Origin of the sequence: Novosphingobium sp. SG919 (assembly GCF_012932495.1) — a bacterium.
In the GTDB taxonomy this organism is placed as follows: Bacteria; Pseudomonadota; Alphaproteobacteria; order Sphingomonadales; family Sphingomonadaceae; genus Novosphingobium; species Novosphingobium rhizosphaerae.
Genome location: NZ_JABCNG010000001.1, coordinates 1,050,599 through 1,065,434 on the forward strand (window position 1 = coordinate 1,050,599; position 14,836 = coordinate 1,065,434).

The following is a 14,836-nucleotide window of genomic DNA, read 5'->3' on the forward strand; positions in this document are numbered from 1 at the left end:
GCCGTGCCCGGCACGGCCGACGCAAGAACAAAGACAAAGGCCCTCCCATGCCCAAGCGCACTGACATCTCCTCGATCCTGATTATCGGCGCCGGGCCGATCGTCATCGGCCAGGCTTGCGAGTTCGACTATTCGGGCACGCAGGCGGTCAAGGCGCTCAAGGAAGAGGGCTATCGCATCATCCTGGTCAATTCCAACCCGGCCACGATCATGACCGACCCGGAAATGGCCGACGCCACGTATGTGGAGCCGATCACCCCCGAAGTGGTCGCCAAGATCATTGCCAAGGAACGGCCCGATGCGGTGCTGCCCACGATGGGCGGGCAGACCGCGCTCAACACCGCGCTGGCGCTGGCCCAGGATGGCACGCTGGAAAAGTATGGCGTGACGATGATCGGCGCCAATGCCGAAGCCATCGACAAGGCCGAGGACCGCCAGAAGTTCCGCGACGCGATGGACAAGATCGGGCTGGAATCGGCCCGCTCGGGCGTGGCGCATACGGTGGAAGAAGCACTGGCCGTGCTCGAAACCACGGGCCTGCCTTCGATCATCCGCCCCAGCTTTACCCTGGGCGGCACCGGCGGCGGCATTGCCTATAACAAGGACGAATTCATCAAGATCGTCCGCGGCGGGTTGGAAGCATCGCCCACCACCGAAGTCCTGATCGAGGAATCGCTCCTCGGTTGGAAGGAATACGAGATGGAAGTCGTCCGTGACCGGAACGACAATGCCATCATCATCTGCTCGATCGAAAACGTCGATCCCATGGGCGTGCACACCGGCGATTCGATCACCGTGGCGCCCGCACTGACGCTGACCGACAAGGAATACCAGATCATGCGCAATGCATCGATCGCGGTCCTGCGGGAAATCGGCGTGGAAACCGGTGGTTCCAACGTGCAGTTCGCGGTCAACCCCAAGGATGGGCGCCTGATCGTGATCGAGATGAACCCGCGCGTCTCGCGCTCCTCGGCGTTGGCGTCCAAGGCCACCGGCTTCCCGATCGCCAAGGTCGCGGCCAAGCTGGCCGTGGGCTATACCCTCGACGAGATCGTCAACGACATCACCGGCGCCACGCCGGCGAGCTTCGAGCCGACGATCGATTACGTCGTCACCAAGATCCCGCGCTTCGCCTTTGAAAAGTTCAAGGGCTCCGAACCGCTGCTGTCCACCGCGATGAAGTCGGTCGGCGAAGTCATGGCGATCGGGCGCAACCTCAAGGAATCGCTGCAAAAGGCGCTGCGTGGGTTGGAAACCGGCCTTGACGGCTTCAACCGCTACGATGCACTCGAAGGCGCCACGCGCGACGAGATCAACGCCGCCTTGAGCCGCGCTACGCCCGAGCGCCTGCTCGTGGTGGGCCAGGCCTTCCGCGAAGGCTTCAGCGTGGAAGACGTCCACGCCGTGACCAAGTACGAACCCTGGTTCCTGCGCCACATCGCCGAAATCATCGCCGAGGAAGAGGCGGTGATCCAGCATGGCCTGCCCGTGACCGCACAGGGCATGCGCCGGTTGAAGGGCATGGGCTTTTCCGACAAGCGCCTGGCCAAGCTGGCCGTGCGTTCGGCGGGCCTTGTCGGCAGCGCCAACCACGCGCGTTCGGGCCTGGTCCACGATGTGGTTTCGGCGATCGCCGGCGCCACCAGCGAGGCTGAAGTGCGCAAGCTGCGCCACAAGCTGGGCGTGCGCCCGGTGTTCAAGCGCATCGACAGCTGCGCGGCGGAATTCGAAGCCGTCACGCCCTATATGTATTCCACCTATGAAGGCGGCCTATTCGGCGAGCCGGAAAATGAAGCAGCGCCGAGCGACCGCCGCAAGATCGTGATCCTGGGTGGCGGGCCCAACCGCATCGGCCAGGGCATCGAGTTCGATTACTGCTGCTGCCACGCCTGCTTCGCGCTGGAAGAGGCCGGGTTCGAGACCATCATGGTCAACTGCAACCCGGAAACCGTCTCGACCGACTACGACACCTCGGACCGCCTCTATTTCGAACCGCTGACCGCCGAGGACGTGCTCGAGATCCTGGATGTCGAGCGTGAGAACGGTGAACTGGTCGGCGTGATCGTGCAGTTCGGCGGGCAGACCCCGCTCAAGCTGGCCCAGGCGCTCGAAGACGCCGGCATTCCGATCCTGGGTACCTCGCCCGACGCGATCGACCTTGCCGAAGACCGCGAACGCTTTGCCGCCCTGGTCGAGCAGCTTGGCCTGCGCCAGCCGGCCAACGGCATTGCCCGCAGCCGCGACGAAGCCATCGCGGTCGCCACCCGCATCGGCTATCCCGTGCTGATCCGCCCCAGCTATGTGCTGGGTGGCCGCGCCATGGAAATCGTCGACAGCCAGGCCCAGCTTGAGGACTACATCGCCACGGCGGTGCAGGTTTCGGGGGACAGCCCCGTGCTGATCGACCAGTACCTGCGCGACGCGATCGAGTGCGACGTGGATGCCCTGGCCGATGGTGAAACGGTGCGCGTGGCCGGTGTGCTCCAGCATATCGAGGAAGCCGGCATCCATTCGGGCGACAGCGCCTGCACCCTGCCGCCCTACAACCTGCCGGCCGAAATCGTGGCCGAAATGGAACGCCAGGCCGTCTTGCTGGCCCATGCGCTCAAGGTGCGCGGGCTGATGAACATTCAGTTCGCGGTGCAGGAAGGCGAAGTCTTCCTCATCGAGGTGAACCCGCGTGCCAGCCGCACGGTGCCCTTCGTGGCCAAGGCGGTGGGGCAGCCTGTGGCCAAGTATGCCGCGCGCGTGATGGCGGGCGAGCGCCTCGCCGATCTGCCCGAAATCCGCCGCGACATCGACTATATGGCGGTGAAGGAAGCGGTGTTCCCGTTTGCCCGTTTCCCCGGCGTCGATCCGGTGCTTTCGCCCGAAATGAAGTCCACCGGCGAAGTCATGGGCATCGACAGCAGCTTTGCCGTTGCTTTTGCCAAGGCGCAGCTTGGTGCCGGCACGCGCCTGCCGCAGGGCGGCACGCTGTTCGTTTCGGTCAAGGACACCGACAAGCCGGTCGTGCTGCCGGGCGTGCGCAAGCTGGCCGCGCTGGGCTTCAAGATCGTGGCGACGGGCGGTACGGCGCGTTACCTGGCGGAACAGGGCGTGGCCGTGGAGCAGGTCAACAAGGTGGCCGAAGGCCGCCCGCACATCGTCGACCGCATTATCGATGGCGAGATCGCCCTTATTTTCAACACGACCGAAGGCTGGCAAAGCCACAAGGACTCCGCTTCGATCCGCGCTTCGGCCCTGAACGGCAAGGTTCCCTACTTTACCACGGCGACCGCTTCGGTGGCCGCGGCCGAAGCGATCGAGGCCTTGCGCAGTGCCGAACTTGAAGTGAAGTCGCTGCAAGACTATTATCGTTGATCGTCCAAGGGTTCCCCTCCCACAGCGGTTAAATGCGGCCGGGCTGGTTTTCAGCCCGGCGGGGGAACGGTTTTCCCTTGAACCGATTGGGCCAGGGAATTGAAAGAGAAGGATTACGGATGGCCAGTGTAGAAAAGCTGCCGATGCTCCAGGAAGGCTATGAAAAGCTGACCGCAGAGCTCAAGCTGCTGCGCGAGGAGCGTCCCAAGATTGTCGACGCCATCGAGGAAGCACGCGCCCACGGCGATCTTTCCGAAAATGCCGAATATCACGCCGCCAAGGAACGCCAGGGCCAGGTGGAAGCGACGATCGCGGATCTCGAAGACAAGATCAGCCGTGCGCACATCATCGATCCCACCACCCTTTCGGGTGATCGCATCGTGTTCGGCGCCACGGTCACGCTGCTCGACGATGATGAAAAGCCGGTGCGCTACCAGATCGTCGGCCAGGCCGAGGCCGACGCCAAGCGCGGCCGGATCAGCTACAACTCGCCGCTGGGCCGCGCGCTGATCGGCCGCAAGGTGGACGAAGAGATCGAAGTGACCGTCCCTTCGGGCGACAAGTTCTATCTCGTCCAGAAGATCGAGTTCATCTGAGACCGACCTTCCAAGCATCATCAAAAAGCCCCCGGAAACCAATGTTTCCGGGGGCTTTTTGCTGTGCCTTGCGGCCGGTCAGGCTTCGCTCTGCGCCGGATCGAGCAGCTTGTGGAGGTGCACCACCACATAGCGCATTTCAGCGTCGTCAACCGTACGCTGCGCAGCCGAGCGCCACGCTTCTTCAGCGGCGGCATAATCGGCATAGACGCCAACGAGGTCGATGGCCTTGAGGTCGACAAAATCGAGGGTCTGCGGGTCTTTCACCCGGCCGCCCATCACGAGGTGGAGTTTCTGCATTGTGGCCCTTCCCTGGGAGGATGCGCCACAGCCGATGGCAAACTGCGCGCCTTTGCGCAAGGCCCGTGCACATGGCTGCATTTGCAACCTGCGCACGGGCGTTTGCGCAAAATGGGCGTCAGGCCCTGTGTTCAGCGCTTGAACCGCGCGGCGAGCTCGCTTGCCTTGGCCAAGGCGGCATCGGCTGCTTCGCGCACCACGTGGCCGGCAACATCGGCCAGGTCGCCGGCTTTCTTGCGCGCCTCGCCAGCGCCATCGGCCAGTTTGCCACCGGCATCGCTGCCGATATCTTCCAGTTTGTGCACGCTGTCACGGCCGGCTTCGGCCGCCTTGGCGGCATAGGCCATGGCCACTTCGGCAGCGAGCGTCGCCAGTGCGCCCGCTTTCTTGCTGAGGCCGGCTGCCGCCTGTTCCGCCGGACCGGCGAAATCGGCGAAGCTGCGGCTGGGCGGCGCCTTGCGGGCTCGCCCCGCCAGCTTGCCGACGACGAGGCCGAGGGCGATCCCGCCGGCAAGCGCTGCCAGCGGGTGTTGTTCCACCACCTGGCGCACGGTGGTACCGACATCGGCTGCCTTGGCGCGCGCCTGGGCCAGGCGGTCGGTGGTGTTGGCGCCGGCGTTGTCTTGAACCGGCTGCTCGGCCTCGGCCGGCGTGGCCAGGGCTAGGTCGGGCGTCTGCTTGGTTTCTTCGCTCACCATAATCCTCCAGATTTGCGCCCCCGATGTATATTCGCCCAGCTGCGTCGTGCCGGTTGGCCAAACCATCCGGCGGGCCGTTTGCGCCACAGCCATTGGGCCAGCGTGGCCAAGGGCGCGCGCAAGGTCCATCCGGCCAGCAGCACCAGCGTGGTGATGAGGGCAGGGGCCGTGTCGCGCACCACGGTGCCCGCGCCGTCGATCGCCTCGACCATTTCGTCGATCAGCCGCTCACGCAGGCGCAATCCAAGCGGACGGGCCGTCAGGTCATCTTTCAACCCAACCAGTTGCGCGCGCATGTCCTGCCAGGCTTGCGCGCGGGCCTGGGCCGTGGCGAGCAGGGTGTCTTCAGCGCTCATGCCTCACTCTCCTGCACGGCATTTTCCTGCACTGCGGCGACCACGGCCTCTTCGGCCTTGGTCGGTTTGCCCAGCACGGTGTCGCGCGCATCGCGGAATGCACGGACCGCCGCGCGGAACCACAGCGCGCTAAGCAGCGCGAGGCCCAGGCCCACCACTGCCAGCGCGCCCCATGGCGTCAGCAGCGGGGCCAGCGCAATCAGCAGCCCCACCACCAATGCCACCAAGGTCAGTCCGCCGAACGCGCCGGCCAAGGCCAGATAGAGGGCAACATGCTTGCCCCTGCTCCAGCCAAAGCCCACGCGCGCCTTTTGATAGGCCAGTTCTGCGCCCAACAGGGTTTCGCCCTGGCGCAGGAGCGCTTCGAGTCGCGCGGCCAGCGGCGTGGCCTCAGCTTCGGCACCGCTGCTGTCAGGCATCCTTGCTGTCGCCGCCGCGGAACAGGCGCGCCAGCACGAAGCCGGTGACGGCAGCAATGCCCAGCGCGGTGGCCGGGCTTTGGCGCACGAACGTCTTCACGTCTTCGCCCAGTTCGGCAAAGTCCTTGGATGCCAGCTTGTCGGCGGTTTCTTCCACGCTCCTGGCGGCGGTGCGGGCATAATCGCCGTACTTCACGCCCAGCTTCTCGTCGATCGCCTCGGCCGAGCTGCCGATGGCCTTGGCAACGGTAGCAAGCGCTTCGCTCGCCTTGGCCTTGCCATCGTGTGCCAGGTCGGCGCCCTTGTCCTTGGCCTGCGCGGCCAGGGCCTTGGCTTCGTCGGTCCACTGCGCTGCGGTGTCGCTCGCCTTGTCCTTGTAGGCCTGGCCCTTTTCCACGGCTTCGGCCTTCAGGGTTTCGGCGCTGGTGCGCGCGTCTTCCACGGCCTGGGCAAAGCGAGTCTTGGCCTTTTCGGCCAGATCGCGCGCGGCTTGGGCAAGATCGCCCGCCTTCACTTCGGCGGCGTCGGCCGCCTTGGTCCCGGCATCCACCAGATCGGTGCCGGCATCCTTGATGGCGGCCTTCGTTTCGTTGGTTTCAGGTGCGGTGTCGGCCATGAGAATCCCTTTCTCTTTCGACAAATTCGTATGCCACAATCGTATGCCCTGGTCGGGCAGGCGCTTGGGCGGCGTTCAGGTGTTGCACTGCGGCATTATTTGCCGCTCTACGCCATCTTGCAAGCCAACGCCGCTTGCTTGCCAAGGTTCCACCCGATAGGAGCCCGGCAGGCCGGTGAAGTCCAGAGAAACTTGCCCTGGAAACTTGCACCGTCGTTCGCTGCTGGAAGCGGGCTCAAAGGGAGCCTGCCACCGAAAGCCAAGGGGAAGCCGATCATGACCGCGATCATCGATATTCACGCCCGCGAAATCCTCGACAGCCGGGGCAATCCCACCGTCGAAGTCGACGTTCTCCTTGACGATGGCTCGTTCGGTCGCGCCGCCGTTCCTTCGGGCGCCTCCACCGGCGCACACGAAGCGGTGGAACTGCGCGATGGCGACAAGAGCCGCTATCTGGGCAAGGGCGTGACCAAGGCGGTGGATGCCGTCAACGACGAAATCAGCGAAGTGCTGCTCGGCCTCGACGCCGAAGACCAGCGCGACATCGACCTGGCGATGATCGAGCTGGATGGCACCGAAAACAAGAGCCGCATCGGCGCCAACGCCATTCTCGGCACCTCGCTCGCGGTGGCCAAGGCCGCGGCCGACGCGCGCGGCCTGCCGCTCTATTCCTATGTCGGTGGCGTTTCGGCCCATGTCCTGCCGGTGCCGATGATGAACATCATCAACGGCGGCGAACATGCCGACAATCCGATCGATTTCCAGGAATTCATGATCATGCCGGTGGGCGCGCCCACCCTGGCCGAAGCGGTGCGCTGGGGCGCGGAAGTGTTCCACACCCTCAAGAAGGGCCTGCACGAAAAGGGCCTGGCCACGGCCGTTGGCGATGAAGGCGGCTTTGCCCCCAACCTTGCCAGCACGCGCGACGCGCTCGATTTCGTGATGGCCTCGATCGAAAAGGCCGGGTTCAAGCCGGGCGAGGACATGGTCCTGGCGCTGGACTGCGCCTCCACCGAATTCTTCCGTGGCGGCAAGTACGAAATCAGCGGCGAAGGCCTTTCGCTCAGCCCCGATGCCATGGCCGACTATCTCGCCGCGCTGTGCGATGCCTATCCGATCCTCTCGATCGAAGACGGCATGGCCGAAGACGATTTCGAAGGCTGGGCTGCGCTCACCGCCAAGGTCGGCAAGCGCGTGCAGCTGGTGGGTGACGACCTGTTCGTAACCAACCCCAAGCGCCTGCAGATGGGCATCGGCAAGGGCCTGGCGAATTCGCTGCTGGTCAAGGTCAACCAGATCGGCACGCTGACCGAAACGCTCGAAGCCGTCAGCATTGCGCAGCGCGCCGGCTATACCGCCGTGATGAGCCATCGTTCGGGTGAAACCGAAGATGCCACCATTGCCGATCTTGCGGTTGCCACCAACTGCGGCCAGATCAAGACCGGCTCGCTTGCCCGTTCGGACCGGCTTGCCAAGTACAACCAGCTCATCCGCATCGAGGAAGAGCTGGGCCAGGCCGCGCATTATGCCGGCCGGGGTGCGTTCGGCCGCTTGGCCTGAACCTAAAAGAAAACCCTCTCCCCGGCGGGGAGAGGGTTGGGTGAGGGGGTGTTGGGATGTTCGCTTGGTAACATTCCATCCCCCGGCCCCTCCCGCAAGCGGGAGGGGGAAGGTTAGGGGTGACGGCTCAGTTGCCCCACTTCTGCTTCAGGTCATAGAGCGCGATCGCCGCCTTGGCCGCTTCGCCGCCCTTGTCCTTTTGCGCCGGATCGGCGCGGACCAGGGCTTGGCTCTCGTTTTCCACCGTCAGGATGCCGTTGCCGATCGGCAGGCCATCCATGGTCAGCGCCATGATCCCGCGCGCGCTTTCACCGGCCACGATCTCGAAATGATAGGTCTCGCCCCGGATCACCACGCCGATGGCAACATAGCCGTCATAGCTGCCGTCCTGGTCGGCCAGGGCAATGGCGGCCGGGATTTCCAGCGCGCCGGGCACGGTGACCACGTCCGCCTTGTGGCCGGCGGCCTTGATCGCGGCGCGGGCCCCGGCAATCAGCTTGTCGTTGAGGTGCTCGTAAAAGCGGGCTTCGACGATGAGGAACTTGGCCAAGCAACTTACTCCGAAAGAATGGGGCGTTCGCCCACGATATTGAGGCCATAGCCTTCGATGGCGACCAGGGTGTGATGGGAATTGGTCAGCAGCACCATGTCGTGAATGCCCAGGTCCGCCAGGATCTGCGCCCCGATGCCATAGACGCGCAAGTCCACGTCCTGCCCCGGCGCGGCGCCGCGCACCGGGTCGCTATCGGCGTTGGGGAACAACAGCACGATCACGCCGGCGCCTTCGCGGCCGATTTCGGCCATGGCGCGCTGCAAGGTGCGCTTGCGCGGGCCGGCGCGGCCCAGCAGGTCGTCAAAGGCGGAAAAGGAATGGACGCGCACCAGGGTGGGGCGGCCAGGCACGACATGGCCCTTTTGCAGCACCAGGCTTTCGGTGCCGTCCACCTTGTTGCGATAGGTTAGCACGCGCCAGTCGCCGCCATAGTCCGACGTGAAGGGCACGTCCGCCGCTTTCTGGACGAGATGATCGTGCCGGCGGCGATATTCGATCAGGTCGCGAATCGTGCCGATCTTGAGGCCATGGCGCCGGGCAAATGGAACGAGATCGTCCATTCTGGCCATGGTGCCGTCGTCCTTCATGATCTCGCAGATCACGCCCGAGGGGTTGAGGCCGGCCAGGCGCGAAATGTCCACCGCCGCTTCGGTATGGCCGGTGCGCACCAGCACGCCGCCATCGCGCGCGATCAGGGGAAAGACGTGGCCGGGCGTGACGATGTCGCCACGTCCCTTGGTCGGGTCGATCGCCACGGTCACGGTGCGGGCACGGTCGTGCGCGGAAATCCCGGTGGTCACGCCATCGCGTGCCTCGATCGAAACGGTGAAGGCGGTTTCGTGGCGGGTGCCGTTGGCCCGGCTCATCAATTCCAGGCCCAGTTCCTCCACGCGCTGGCGGGTCAGCGTCAGGCAGATCAGCCCGCGCCCGTGGGTGGCCATGAAATTGATCGCATCGGGCGTAACCATCTGGCCGGGGATGACCAGGTCGCCCTCGTTTTCGCGGTCCTCGTCATCCACCAGGATGAACATCCGGCCGTTGCGCGCTTCCTCGATGATTTCCTCGATCGGCACGATCGCGGGGCTGTCATCGCCTTCGGTCAGCACGCGCTCCAGCTTGGCCAGGGTGTCGGCCGTGGGGTTCCAGCCGGGCGAGGTGCATTCGCGCAAGGTGTTGGCGTGAAGGCCGGCGGCGCGGGCGAGCCCGGCGCGCGACATGCCCCCGTCGGTAACGAGCTTGCGGACGCGTTCGATCAGATCGTTTGACATGCGCCGGCATTGTCACATTGAAATGTGATATGCAAGAGGTCAAAATCACATTTGCATGTTGTCCGCCTGGGGAACGACCAGGACAGTGACCGATGGCGTCGCGCTGGCGGCCACTTGCAACACATAGTCTCCGGGCTGCAAGGCAAAGTCCACGATCTTGCGGATGCCGCTGCAGTCGGGCCCATGGCCGTGGCCGGTGGCGGGCAAGGCGGTGCCGTTGGCCAGCAGATCGATCCAGGCCGGGGCACCCAGCGCCACGCGATAGGTGCCCGCGGCAGTCACATGCACGCCGACCATGCCGCCAAAACTCCCGGCACCGCCTAGTTTTGCCGGGGGCGAGACATAGTGAACCTCGGCCGTGGGATGCAGCGCCAGGTTTTCTGCCTCGCCCGGCGCGATCTGGGTCATGGCAAGGCCGGGCTTGTCCGGGGCGCTGGTCAACGCGGTGGCGTTGGGCCAGGCGGAAAAGGCCGGCGGCAGCGGGGCCGGCGTGGCGGGGCAGGCGGGGCTGGCGCCCGGCGGCGTGGCGGGCTGGGCGTGGCCCGCCATGGGGAACGCCGGCACGGCGAGCACGCCGATGGCCAGTTGGCACAGAAAATGGCGGGGCATGCGCATCGGGTTTCCTTTCATCCTGGCCGGGCTGGCCATGCCGGGCGGGGGCCATGAGAATCACGGCCAGGGCATGCAACCTGCTGGACGATAACCAACAATTGGCCGATGGCTATCCCAAAGCCGGGCCCTGTTCTGGCGGAGCGCGCTCGCCGACGTTCTGCCGGCGGCCCGGTGACCATGGAGGCACGCGATGGAATTCGATTTTTCGGTGGTCCCGGCGGGCGACCGCTATAAGCTCATGAGCGCCTCGATCACGCCGCGCCCGATCGCCTGGGTCACCAGCCGCTCGGCCGCCGGAGTGGCCAACGCCGCGCCGTTCAGCTTTTTCAACATGGTGGCGGCCGATCCGCCACTGGTGGCCATCGGCTTTTTGCGCCAGGCGGATGGGCGGCACAAGGATACCCCAGCCAACATTCTGGAAACGAAGGAATTCGTTGTAAACCTGGTGTCCGAAGCCGATGCCCCTGCCATGAATTTCACCTGCATTGACGCCCCACCGGAATTCGACGAGGCGGCCCACGCCGGCCTGGTGCTGGCGCGTTCAAGCGTGGTGGCCCCTGATCGCATCGCCACCGCGCCGGTTTCGATGGAATGCCGCCTCTACCAGGCGATCGAGGCGGGGCAGAGCACGATCGTGCTGGGCGAAGTGGTGCGTTTTCACATCCATGATCGTTTCATCGATGCGGAAAAGCTGCATGTCGATACCATGGCCATGGGCCTGGTGGCGCGCATGCACGGGGCAGGTTGGTACAGTCGCAGCGACACCTCGTTCCAATTGCTGCGGCCGCGCTATGCCGATTGGCTGGCGGCGCAAATAACCGCTGATTGACGGAATTCGTGCGAAATCGTTGCAATGCGGCATTCGTTTCGCCGCATTGCCACATCTTGCCAATGTAGTTTCATGTGTATCTTTGATAAACAAAAATATCAATATAAAACAACGGTATATACCGAATAACTGTAGCAAATCCGGCATATTTGCGCCTTATCCGATCGCGGTTTCAAGGAGGCAATATGACCCATCAAAAATACCGTCTGGCGGGCTACGCCAGCGCAGCCGCGCTTGCCCTGGCGGGTTTGGCCGCAGCCACGCCTGTGCTGGCCCAGTCCACCGGCACGCTCGATTTCGGCAACCAGATCGTGGTGACTGCAACGGGCCAGAAGGGCATTGCCGGGGTGGCCAATCCCGACACCACCAAGGCTTCGGCGATCCTCACCCAGGCCTGGATCGAGCGGCAGACGCCGGGCCAGTCGATCAACGACACGATCAACTATCTGCCCGGCGTGAGTTTCCAGAACAACGATCCCTATGGCGGCAGCGGCGGCACGCTGATGATCCGCGGCTTTGACGCAACGCGCATTTCCGAAACCATCGACGGCGTCACGCTCAATGACGATGGCAACTATGCGCTTTATTCGGGCGAACTGCTCGATTCCGAAGTGATCGACCAGGTTTCGGTGAACCTGGGCACCACCGACGTGGACAGCCCGACGTCTTCGGCTTCGGGTTCGAGCATCAACATCCGTTCGCACCGCCCGACCGAGGATTTCCATCTCAAGGCTTCGGGCGCGCTGGGCACCGACAACTATTACCGTGTGATGGGCATGGTGGACAGCGGTGCGATCGGGCCGGCCGGCACGCGCCTCTATGGCGAATACAGCCGCTCGCACAACGATTCGCCATTCAACAACTATGGCAAGGTGCGCCGCGAACAGGCCAATGGCGGTATCTACCAGCCGCTTGGCAACAACGGCGATTTCCTGTCGCTGACCGGCACGTATGTGGGGACGGAAAACAACTTCTCGGGCTCGGTCCCGCTTTCGAACGTGGCGCTGACCAGCGACACCGGCACGGGCTTCACCTATTTCCCCACCAGCTTCAAGAACGCCTATTACAAGTACAGCCCGTGCACCACGGCTAGCGCCAATGCCGGGGTGGCCGATGCGGCCAACACCTGCGGCTCTGCCTATGACTACCGCGTCAATCCGGCGCAGCTGTTCAACTTGCGCGGCAGCGCTCGGCTGACGCTGGCACCGGGCCTGGTGTGGACGATCGATCCCAGCTTCCAATGGACCAAGGCCAACGGCGGCGGCACGGTCGTGGCCTCGGAAGGCACGTCGAGCGGGATGACCGGCTACATCAACGGCACATACTACCTGGGCAAGGACCTCAACGGCGATGGCGACACGCTGGACAAGGTGCGCCTGCTGGCCCCCAGCCAGACCGTGACCCATCGCATCGCGCTGACCACTTCGATGCGCTACGATCTCGATGATCACCAGGCCGTGCGCCTGGCCTATGCCTTCGCTCGCTCGGTCATCGCGCAGACGGGCGAACTGGGCACGCTGAACAGCGACGGTTCGCCCACGCTGATCTCGCCGGTCAACGATCCGCTGACCGACGCGGCCGGCAACGTGGTGGAAAAGCGCGACACGCGCTCGATCGCGCTGCTCAATCAGGTTTCGGCCGAATATCGCGGCACGTTCCTGGACAATCGCCTGAAAGTGAACGCTGGCCTGCGCGCGCCGTTCATGCACCGTGACCTGACCAACTATTGCTTCACCCGCAATTCCAGCGGCAGCGTGACCTGCGCGTTCGGGGATTCGGCCACGACATATGCCGCCTCGATCACCACGAGCCCCTATTACGGCGCGCCGCAGCGCCGCACCTATAACTACAGCGCCGTGCTGCCCAGCCTTGGGGTGACCTATGACCTGCCCGCGGCCGGGCAGATCTTCTTCAATTACTCCAAGGGCATGTCCGTTCCGCAGACGACCTCGCTCTACCAGTCGTTCTATTTCGCCAATGGCAGCGACGCCGGGCTGGTGAACCCGGAAAAGACCGACAACTTCGACCTGGGCTTCCGCCGCACCAGCGGTCCGCTCCAGGCGCAGGCCGATCTGTGGTATACCCACTTCACCAATCGCCTGGGCACGGCCTACCAGCCCGATGCGCAGACCACGATCTATACCAACCTTGGCACGGTGGACCGCTATGGCATCGATGCCAACCTGTCCTACCGCTTCAGCAGCCATGTGAGTGGCTATGTCTTCGGGTCCTGGCTGCATTCGCGGATCAAGGACAACGTGACCTCGTCCACCGGCGATCTGGCCACGGCGGGCAAGTTCGAATCCGCCGTTCCGATTACCACGTTCGGCGCGCGGCTTTCGGGCAATTTCCAGCCGTTCACGCTGGGTGCGCAGGTCAAGCGCACGGGCCCGCGCTATGTCAACGACCAGAACACGCCCTATTACCTGGCTGGCACCACCACGGTGGCCTATGGCGCCAAGACGCCGTCGTACACGGTGGTCGATCTCGACGCCCGCGTGGCGCTGGGCGCGGTGGGTCTGAACGACAAGTCGTACCTGCAGCTCAACGTGACCAACCTGTTCAACCAGTATTACGTCGGCGGGTTCTCGGGCACCTACAACAACCAGATCAGCTATTCGGGCAGCTATACCAATGCCCAGATCGGCGCGCCGCGCGCGGCGATCGCCACGCTGGTGCTGGCCTACTAAGCGACAACTTGCGTGCATCGATGGGGCGGCGGTTCGCAAAGGGCCGCCGCCCTTTTTTTCGCGCATTTGCCCTTGGCTTGCGCCTATCATGCGGCATGAGCACGATTTCCTGCGCGATTCATCGCCTTCATCCCGCCCAGCGTGACGATATCGGAGACCTGGTCACGCGCCGCCCGTTGCCGGGGCCCGATCTTGATCACCTGGGTGCGTTCCTGTTTCTCAACCACCATGGGCCGCAGGTCTATCCTGCGCCAAACCGGGGCCTGCCGTTCGGCCCGCATCCGCATCGCGGGTTCGAGACCGTCACGTTCATTCTCGACGGCGAACTGACCCACCGCGATACCGGCGGCCACGAGAGCACGATCTACGCCGGGGGCGTGCAATGGATGACGGCCGGCAGCGGCCTGATCCACGCCGAAATCTCGTCAGAGGCGTTCAAGCAGGCCGGTGGCCGCCTCGAAATCCTGCAATTGTGGGTGAACCTGCCGGCGCGGCTCAAGATGACGGCGCCGCGCTATACCGGGGTGCAGGCCGATGCCGTGCCGGTGCTGGTGGAGGACGAGGGCCGCGTGCATGTGCACCTGGTGGCCGGATCGCGCGGCGGCGCAACCGGGCCGGTCGATTCGCTGACCGGGGTATTCATGAGCTTTGCCCACCTGGCCCCGGGTGGCACCCTGGCCATCGACGGTTTGGGCGGGCGCGACGTGTTTCTCTATATCGTGCGTGGGGCAGTCAGCATCGCTGGGCAAGTGGCCCCGGCGTTTCACCTGGCGGAGCTGGTGCCCGGCGAGCGGCTGGAACTGACGGCGCAGGAGGACAGCGTGATCCTGCTGGGCCATACCGAGCCGATTGCCGAACCGATCGTGGCGCACGGACCCTTCGTGATGAACAGCGTGGCAGAAATTCACCAGGCCTATGCCGATTTCCGCGCTGGTGCGTTTGGTACCATGGGCTGAAATGCAGCACAGAACCGCCGA

14 protein-coding genes are annotated in these 14,836 nt (G+C 64.4%); 6 read left to right on the top strand and 8 right to left on the bottom strand.

All coding sequences use genetic code 11. The features are described from left to right. Positions 1-47 precede the first annotated feature (47 nt). Positions 48-3,362 carry a carbamoyl-phosphate synthase large subunit gene (gene carB / locus FHT19_RS04660; RefSeq protein WP_168554582.1) on the top strand — a complete coding sequence of 1,105 codons (3,315 nt, stop codon included), beginning with the start codon at positions 48-50 and terminating at the stop codon, positions 3,360-3,362. A gap of 119 nt (positions 3,363-3,481) precedes the next feature. Next, positions 3,482-3,958 (top strand): transcription elongation factor GreA, encoded by a 477-nt coding sequence (gene greA, locus FHT19_RS04665; protein WP_168554583.1) that lies wholly within the window; start codon positions 3,482-3,484, stop codon positions 3,956-3,958. Positions 3,959-4,036: 78 nt separating this feature from the next. Here the strand turns inward: greA and FHT19_RS04670 are convergent, their stop codons facing one another. From FHT19_RS04670 to FHT19_RS04690, 5 genes are all read right to left on the bottom strand, one after another. Next, the gene (locus FHT19_RS04670; protein ID WP_168554584.1) at positions 4,037-4,258 is read right to left on the bottom strand and encodes a DUF4170 domain-containing protein; all 222 of its coding nucleotides are present in this window, start codon (positions 4,256-4,258) and stop codon (positions 4,037-4,039) included. A gap of 131 nt (positions 4,259-4,389) precedes the next feature. Next, complete coding sequence (locus FHT19_RS04675; RefSeq protein ID WP_169474086.1) at positions 4,390-4,953, bottom strand: hypothetical protein; 564 nt, start codon at positions 4,951-4,953, stop codon at positions 4,390-4,392. Further along, positions 4,950-5,312, bottom strand: a complete 363-nt coding sequence (locus FHT19_RS04680; protein WP_168554586.1) for a hypothetical protein — start codon at positions 5,310-5,312, stop codon at positions 4,950-4,952. The genes FHT19_RS04675 and FHT19_RS04680 overlap by 4 nt, the downstream gene beginning before the upstream one ends. Further along, complete coding sequence (locus tag FHT19_RS04685; protein WP_169474087.1) at positions 5,309-5,731, bottom strand: phage holin family protein; 423 nt, start codon at positions 5,729-5,731, stop codon at positions 5,309-5,311. Before FHT19_RS04685 ends, FHT19_RS04680 begins: the two co-directional genes overlap by 4 nt. Then, positions 5,724-6,347 carry a hypothetical protein gene (locus tag FHT19_RS04690; protein ID WP_248290269.1) on the bottom strand — a complete coding sequence of 208 codons (624 nt, stop codon included), beginning with the start codon at positions 6,345-6,347 and terminating at the stop codon, positions 5,724-5,726. The genes FHT19_RS04685 and FHT19_RS04690 overlap by 8 nt, the downstream gene beginning before the upstream one ends. A gap of 276 nt (positions 6,348-6,623) precedes the next feature. On the opposite strand from FHT19_RS04690, the gene eno reads away from it, so the two are divergent. Then, positions 6,624-7,907: a phosphopyruvate hydratase gene (gene eno, locus FHT19_RS04695; RefSeq protein WP_168554588.1), complete on the top strand. Its 1,284-nt coding sequence runs from the start codon at positions 6,624-6,626 to the stop codon at positions 7,905-7,907. A 127-nt stretch (positions 7,908-8,034) separates the two neighbouring features. On the opposite strand, the gene ribH is transcribed toward eno, so the two are convergent. The 3 genes from ribH to FHT19_RS24365 are packed head-to-tail and all read right to left on the bottom strand — an operon-like array spanning position 8,035 to position 10,337. Further along, positions 8,035-8,457 (bottom strand): 6,7-dimethyl-8-ribityllumazine synthase, encoded by a 423-nt coding sequence (gene ribH, locus FHT19_RS04700; protein WP_168554589.1) that lies wholly within the window; start codon positions 8,455-8,457, stop codon positions 8,035-8,037. A 5-nt stretch (positions 8,458-8,462) separates the two neighbouring features. Next, positions 8,463-9,728: a 3,4-dihydroxy-2-butanone-4-phosphate synthase gene (ribB, locus tag FHT19_RS04705; RefSeq protein ID WP_169474088.1), complete on the bottom strand. Its 1,266-nt coding sequence runs from the start codon at positions 9,726-9,728 to the stop codon at positions 8,463-8,465. 45 nt (positions 9,729-9,773) lie between these two features. Continuing rightward, the gene (locus FHT19_RS24365) at positions 9,774-10,337 is read right to left on the bottom strand and encodes a homogentisate 1,2-dioxygenase (RefSeq protein WP_169474089.1); all 564 of its coding nucleotides are present in this window, start codon (positions 10,335-10,337) and stop codon (positions 9,774-9,776) included. A 193-nt stretch (positions 10,338-10,530) separates the two neighbouring features. On the opposite strand from FHT19_RS24365, the gene FHT19_RS04715 reads away from it, so the two are divergent. The 3 genes from FHT19_RS04715 to FHT19_RS04725 all read left to right on the top strand — a co-directional run bounded on the left by FHT19_RS04715 (position 10,531) and on the right by FHT19_RS04725 (position 14,815). After that, positions 10,531-11,169: a flavin reductase family protein gene (locus tag FHT19_RS04715; RefSeq protein ID WP_169474090.1), complete on the top strand. Its 639-nt coding sequence runs from the start codon at positions 10,531-10,533 to the stop codon at positions 11,167-11,169. 185 nt (positions 11,170-11,354) lie between these two features. Beyond that, positions 11,355-13,859, top strand: a complete 2,505-nt coding sequence (locus FHT19_RS04720) for a TonB-dependent receptor (protein WP_169474091.1) — start codon at positions 11,355-11,357, stop codon at positions 13,857-13,859. A gap of 95 nt (positions 13,860-13,954) precedes the next feature. Then, a complete protein-coding gene (locus tag FHT19_RS04725) occupies positions 13,955-14,815 on the top strand; it encodes a pirin family protein (protein ID WP_169474092.1) in 861 nt (286 codons plus the stop codon). The last annotated feature ends 21 nt before the right edge of the window (positions 14,816-14,836 follow it).

What these genes read in the sequence shown, in the direction of transcription:
- carB (WP_168554582.1), top strand. Translation starts at nt 48, where the DNA reads ATGCCCAAGCGCACTGACATCTCCTCGATCCTGATTATCGGCGCCGGG.
- greA (WP_168554583.1), top strand. Translation starts at nt 3,482, where the DNA reads ATGGCCAGTGTAGAAAAGCTGCCGATGCTCCAGGAAGGCTATGAAAAG.
- FHT19_RS04670 (WP_168554584.1), bottom strand. Translation starts at nt 4,258, where the DNA reads ATGCAGAAACTCCACCTCGTGATGGGCGGCCGGGTGAAAGACCCGCAG.
- FHT19_RS04680 (WP_168554586.1), bottom strand. Translation starts at nt 5,312, where the DNA reads ATGAGCGCTGAAGACACCCTGCTCGCCACGGCCCAGGCCCGCGCGCAA.
- FHT19_RS04685 (WP_169474087.1), bottom strand. Translation starts at nt 5,731, where the DNA reads ATGCCTGACAGCAGCGGTGCCGAAGCTGAGGCCACGCCGCTGGCCGCG.
- FHT19_RS04690 (WP_248290269.1), bottom strand. Translation starts at nt 6,347, where the DNA reads ATGGCCGACACCGCACCTGAAACCAACGAAACGAAGGCCGCCATCAAG.
- eno (WP_168554588.1), top strand. Translation starts at nt 6,624, where the DNA reads ATGACCGCGATCATCGATATTCACGCCCGCGAAATCCTCGACAGCCGG.
- ribB (WP_169474088.1), bottom strand. Translation starts at nt 9,728, where the DNA reads ATGTCAAACGATCTGATCGAACGCGTCCGCAAGCTCGTTACCGACGGG.
- FHT19_RS24365 (WP_169474089.1), bottom strand. Translation starts at nt 10,337, where the DNA reads ATGCCCCGCCATTTTCTGTGCCAACTGGCCATCGGCGTGCTCGCCGTG.
- FHT19_RS04715 (WP_169474090.1), top strand. Translation starts at nt 10,531, where the DNA reads ATGGAATTCGATTTTTCGGTGGTCCCGGCGGGCGACCGCTATAAGCTC.
- FHT19_RS04720 (WP_169474091.1), top strand. Translation starts at nt 11,355, where the DNA reads ATGACCCATCAAAAATACCGTCTGGCGGGCTACGCCAGCGCAGCCGCG.
- FHT19_RS04725 (WP_169474092.1), top strand. Translation starts at nt 13,955, where the DNA reads ATGAGCACGATTTCCTGCGCGATTCATCGCCTTCATCCCGCCCAGCGT.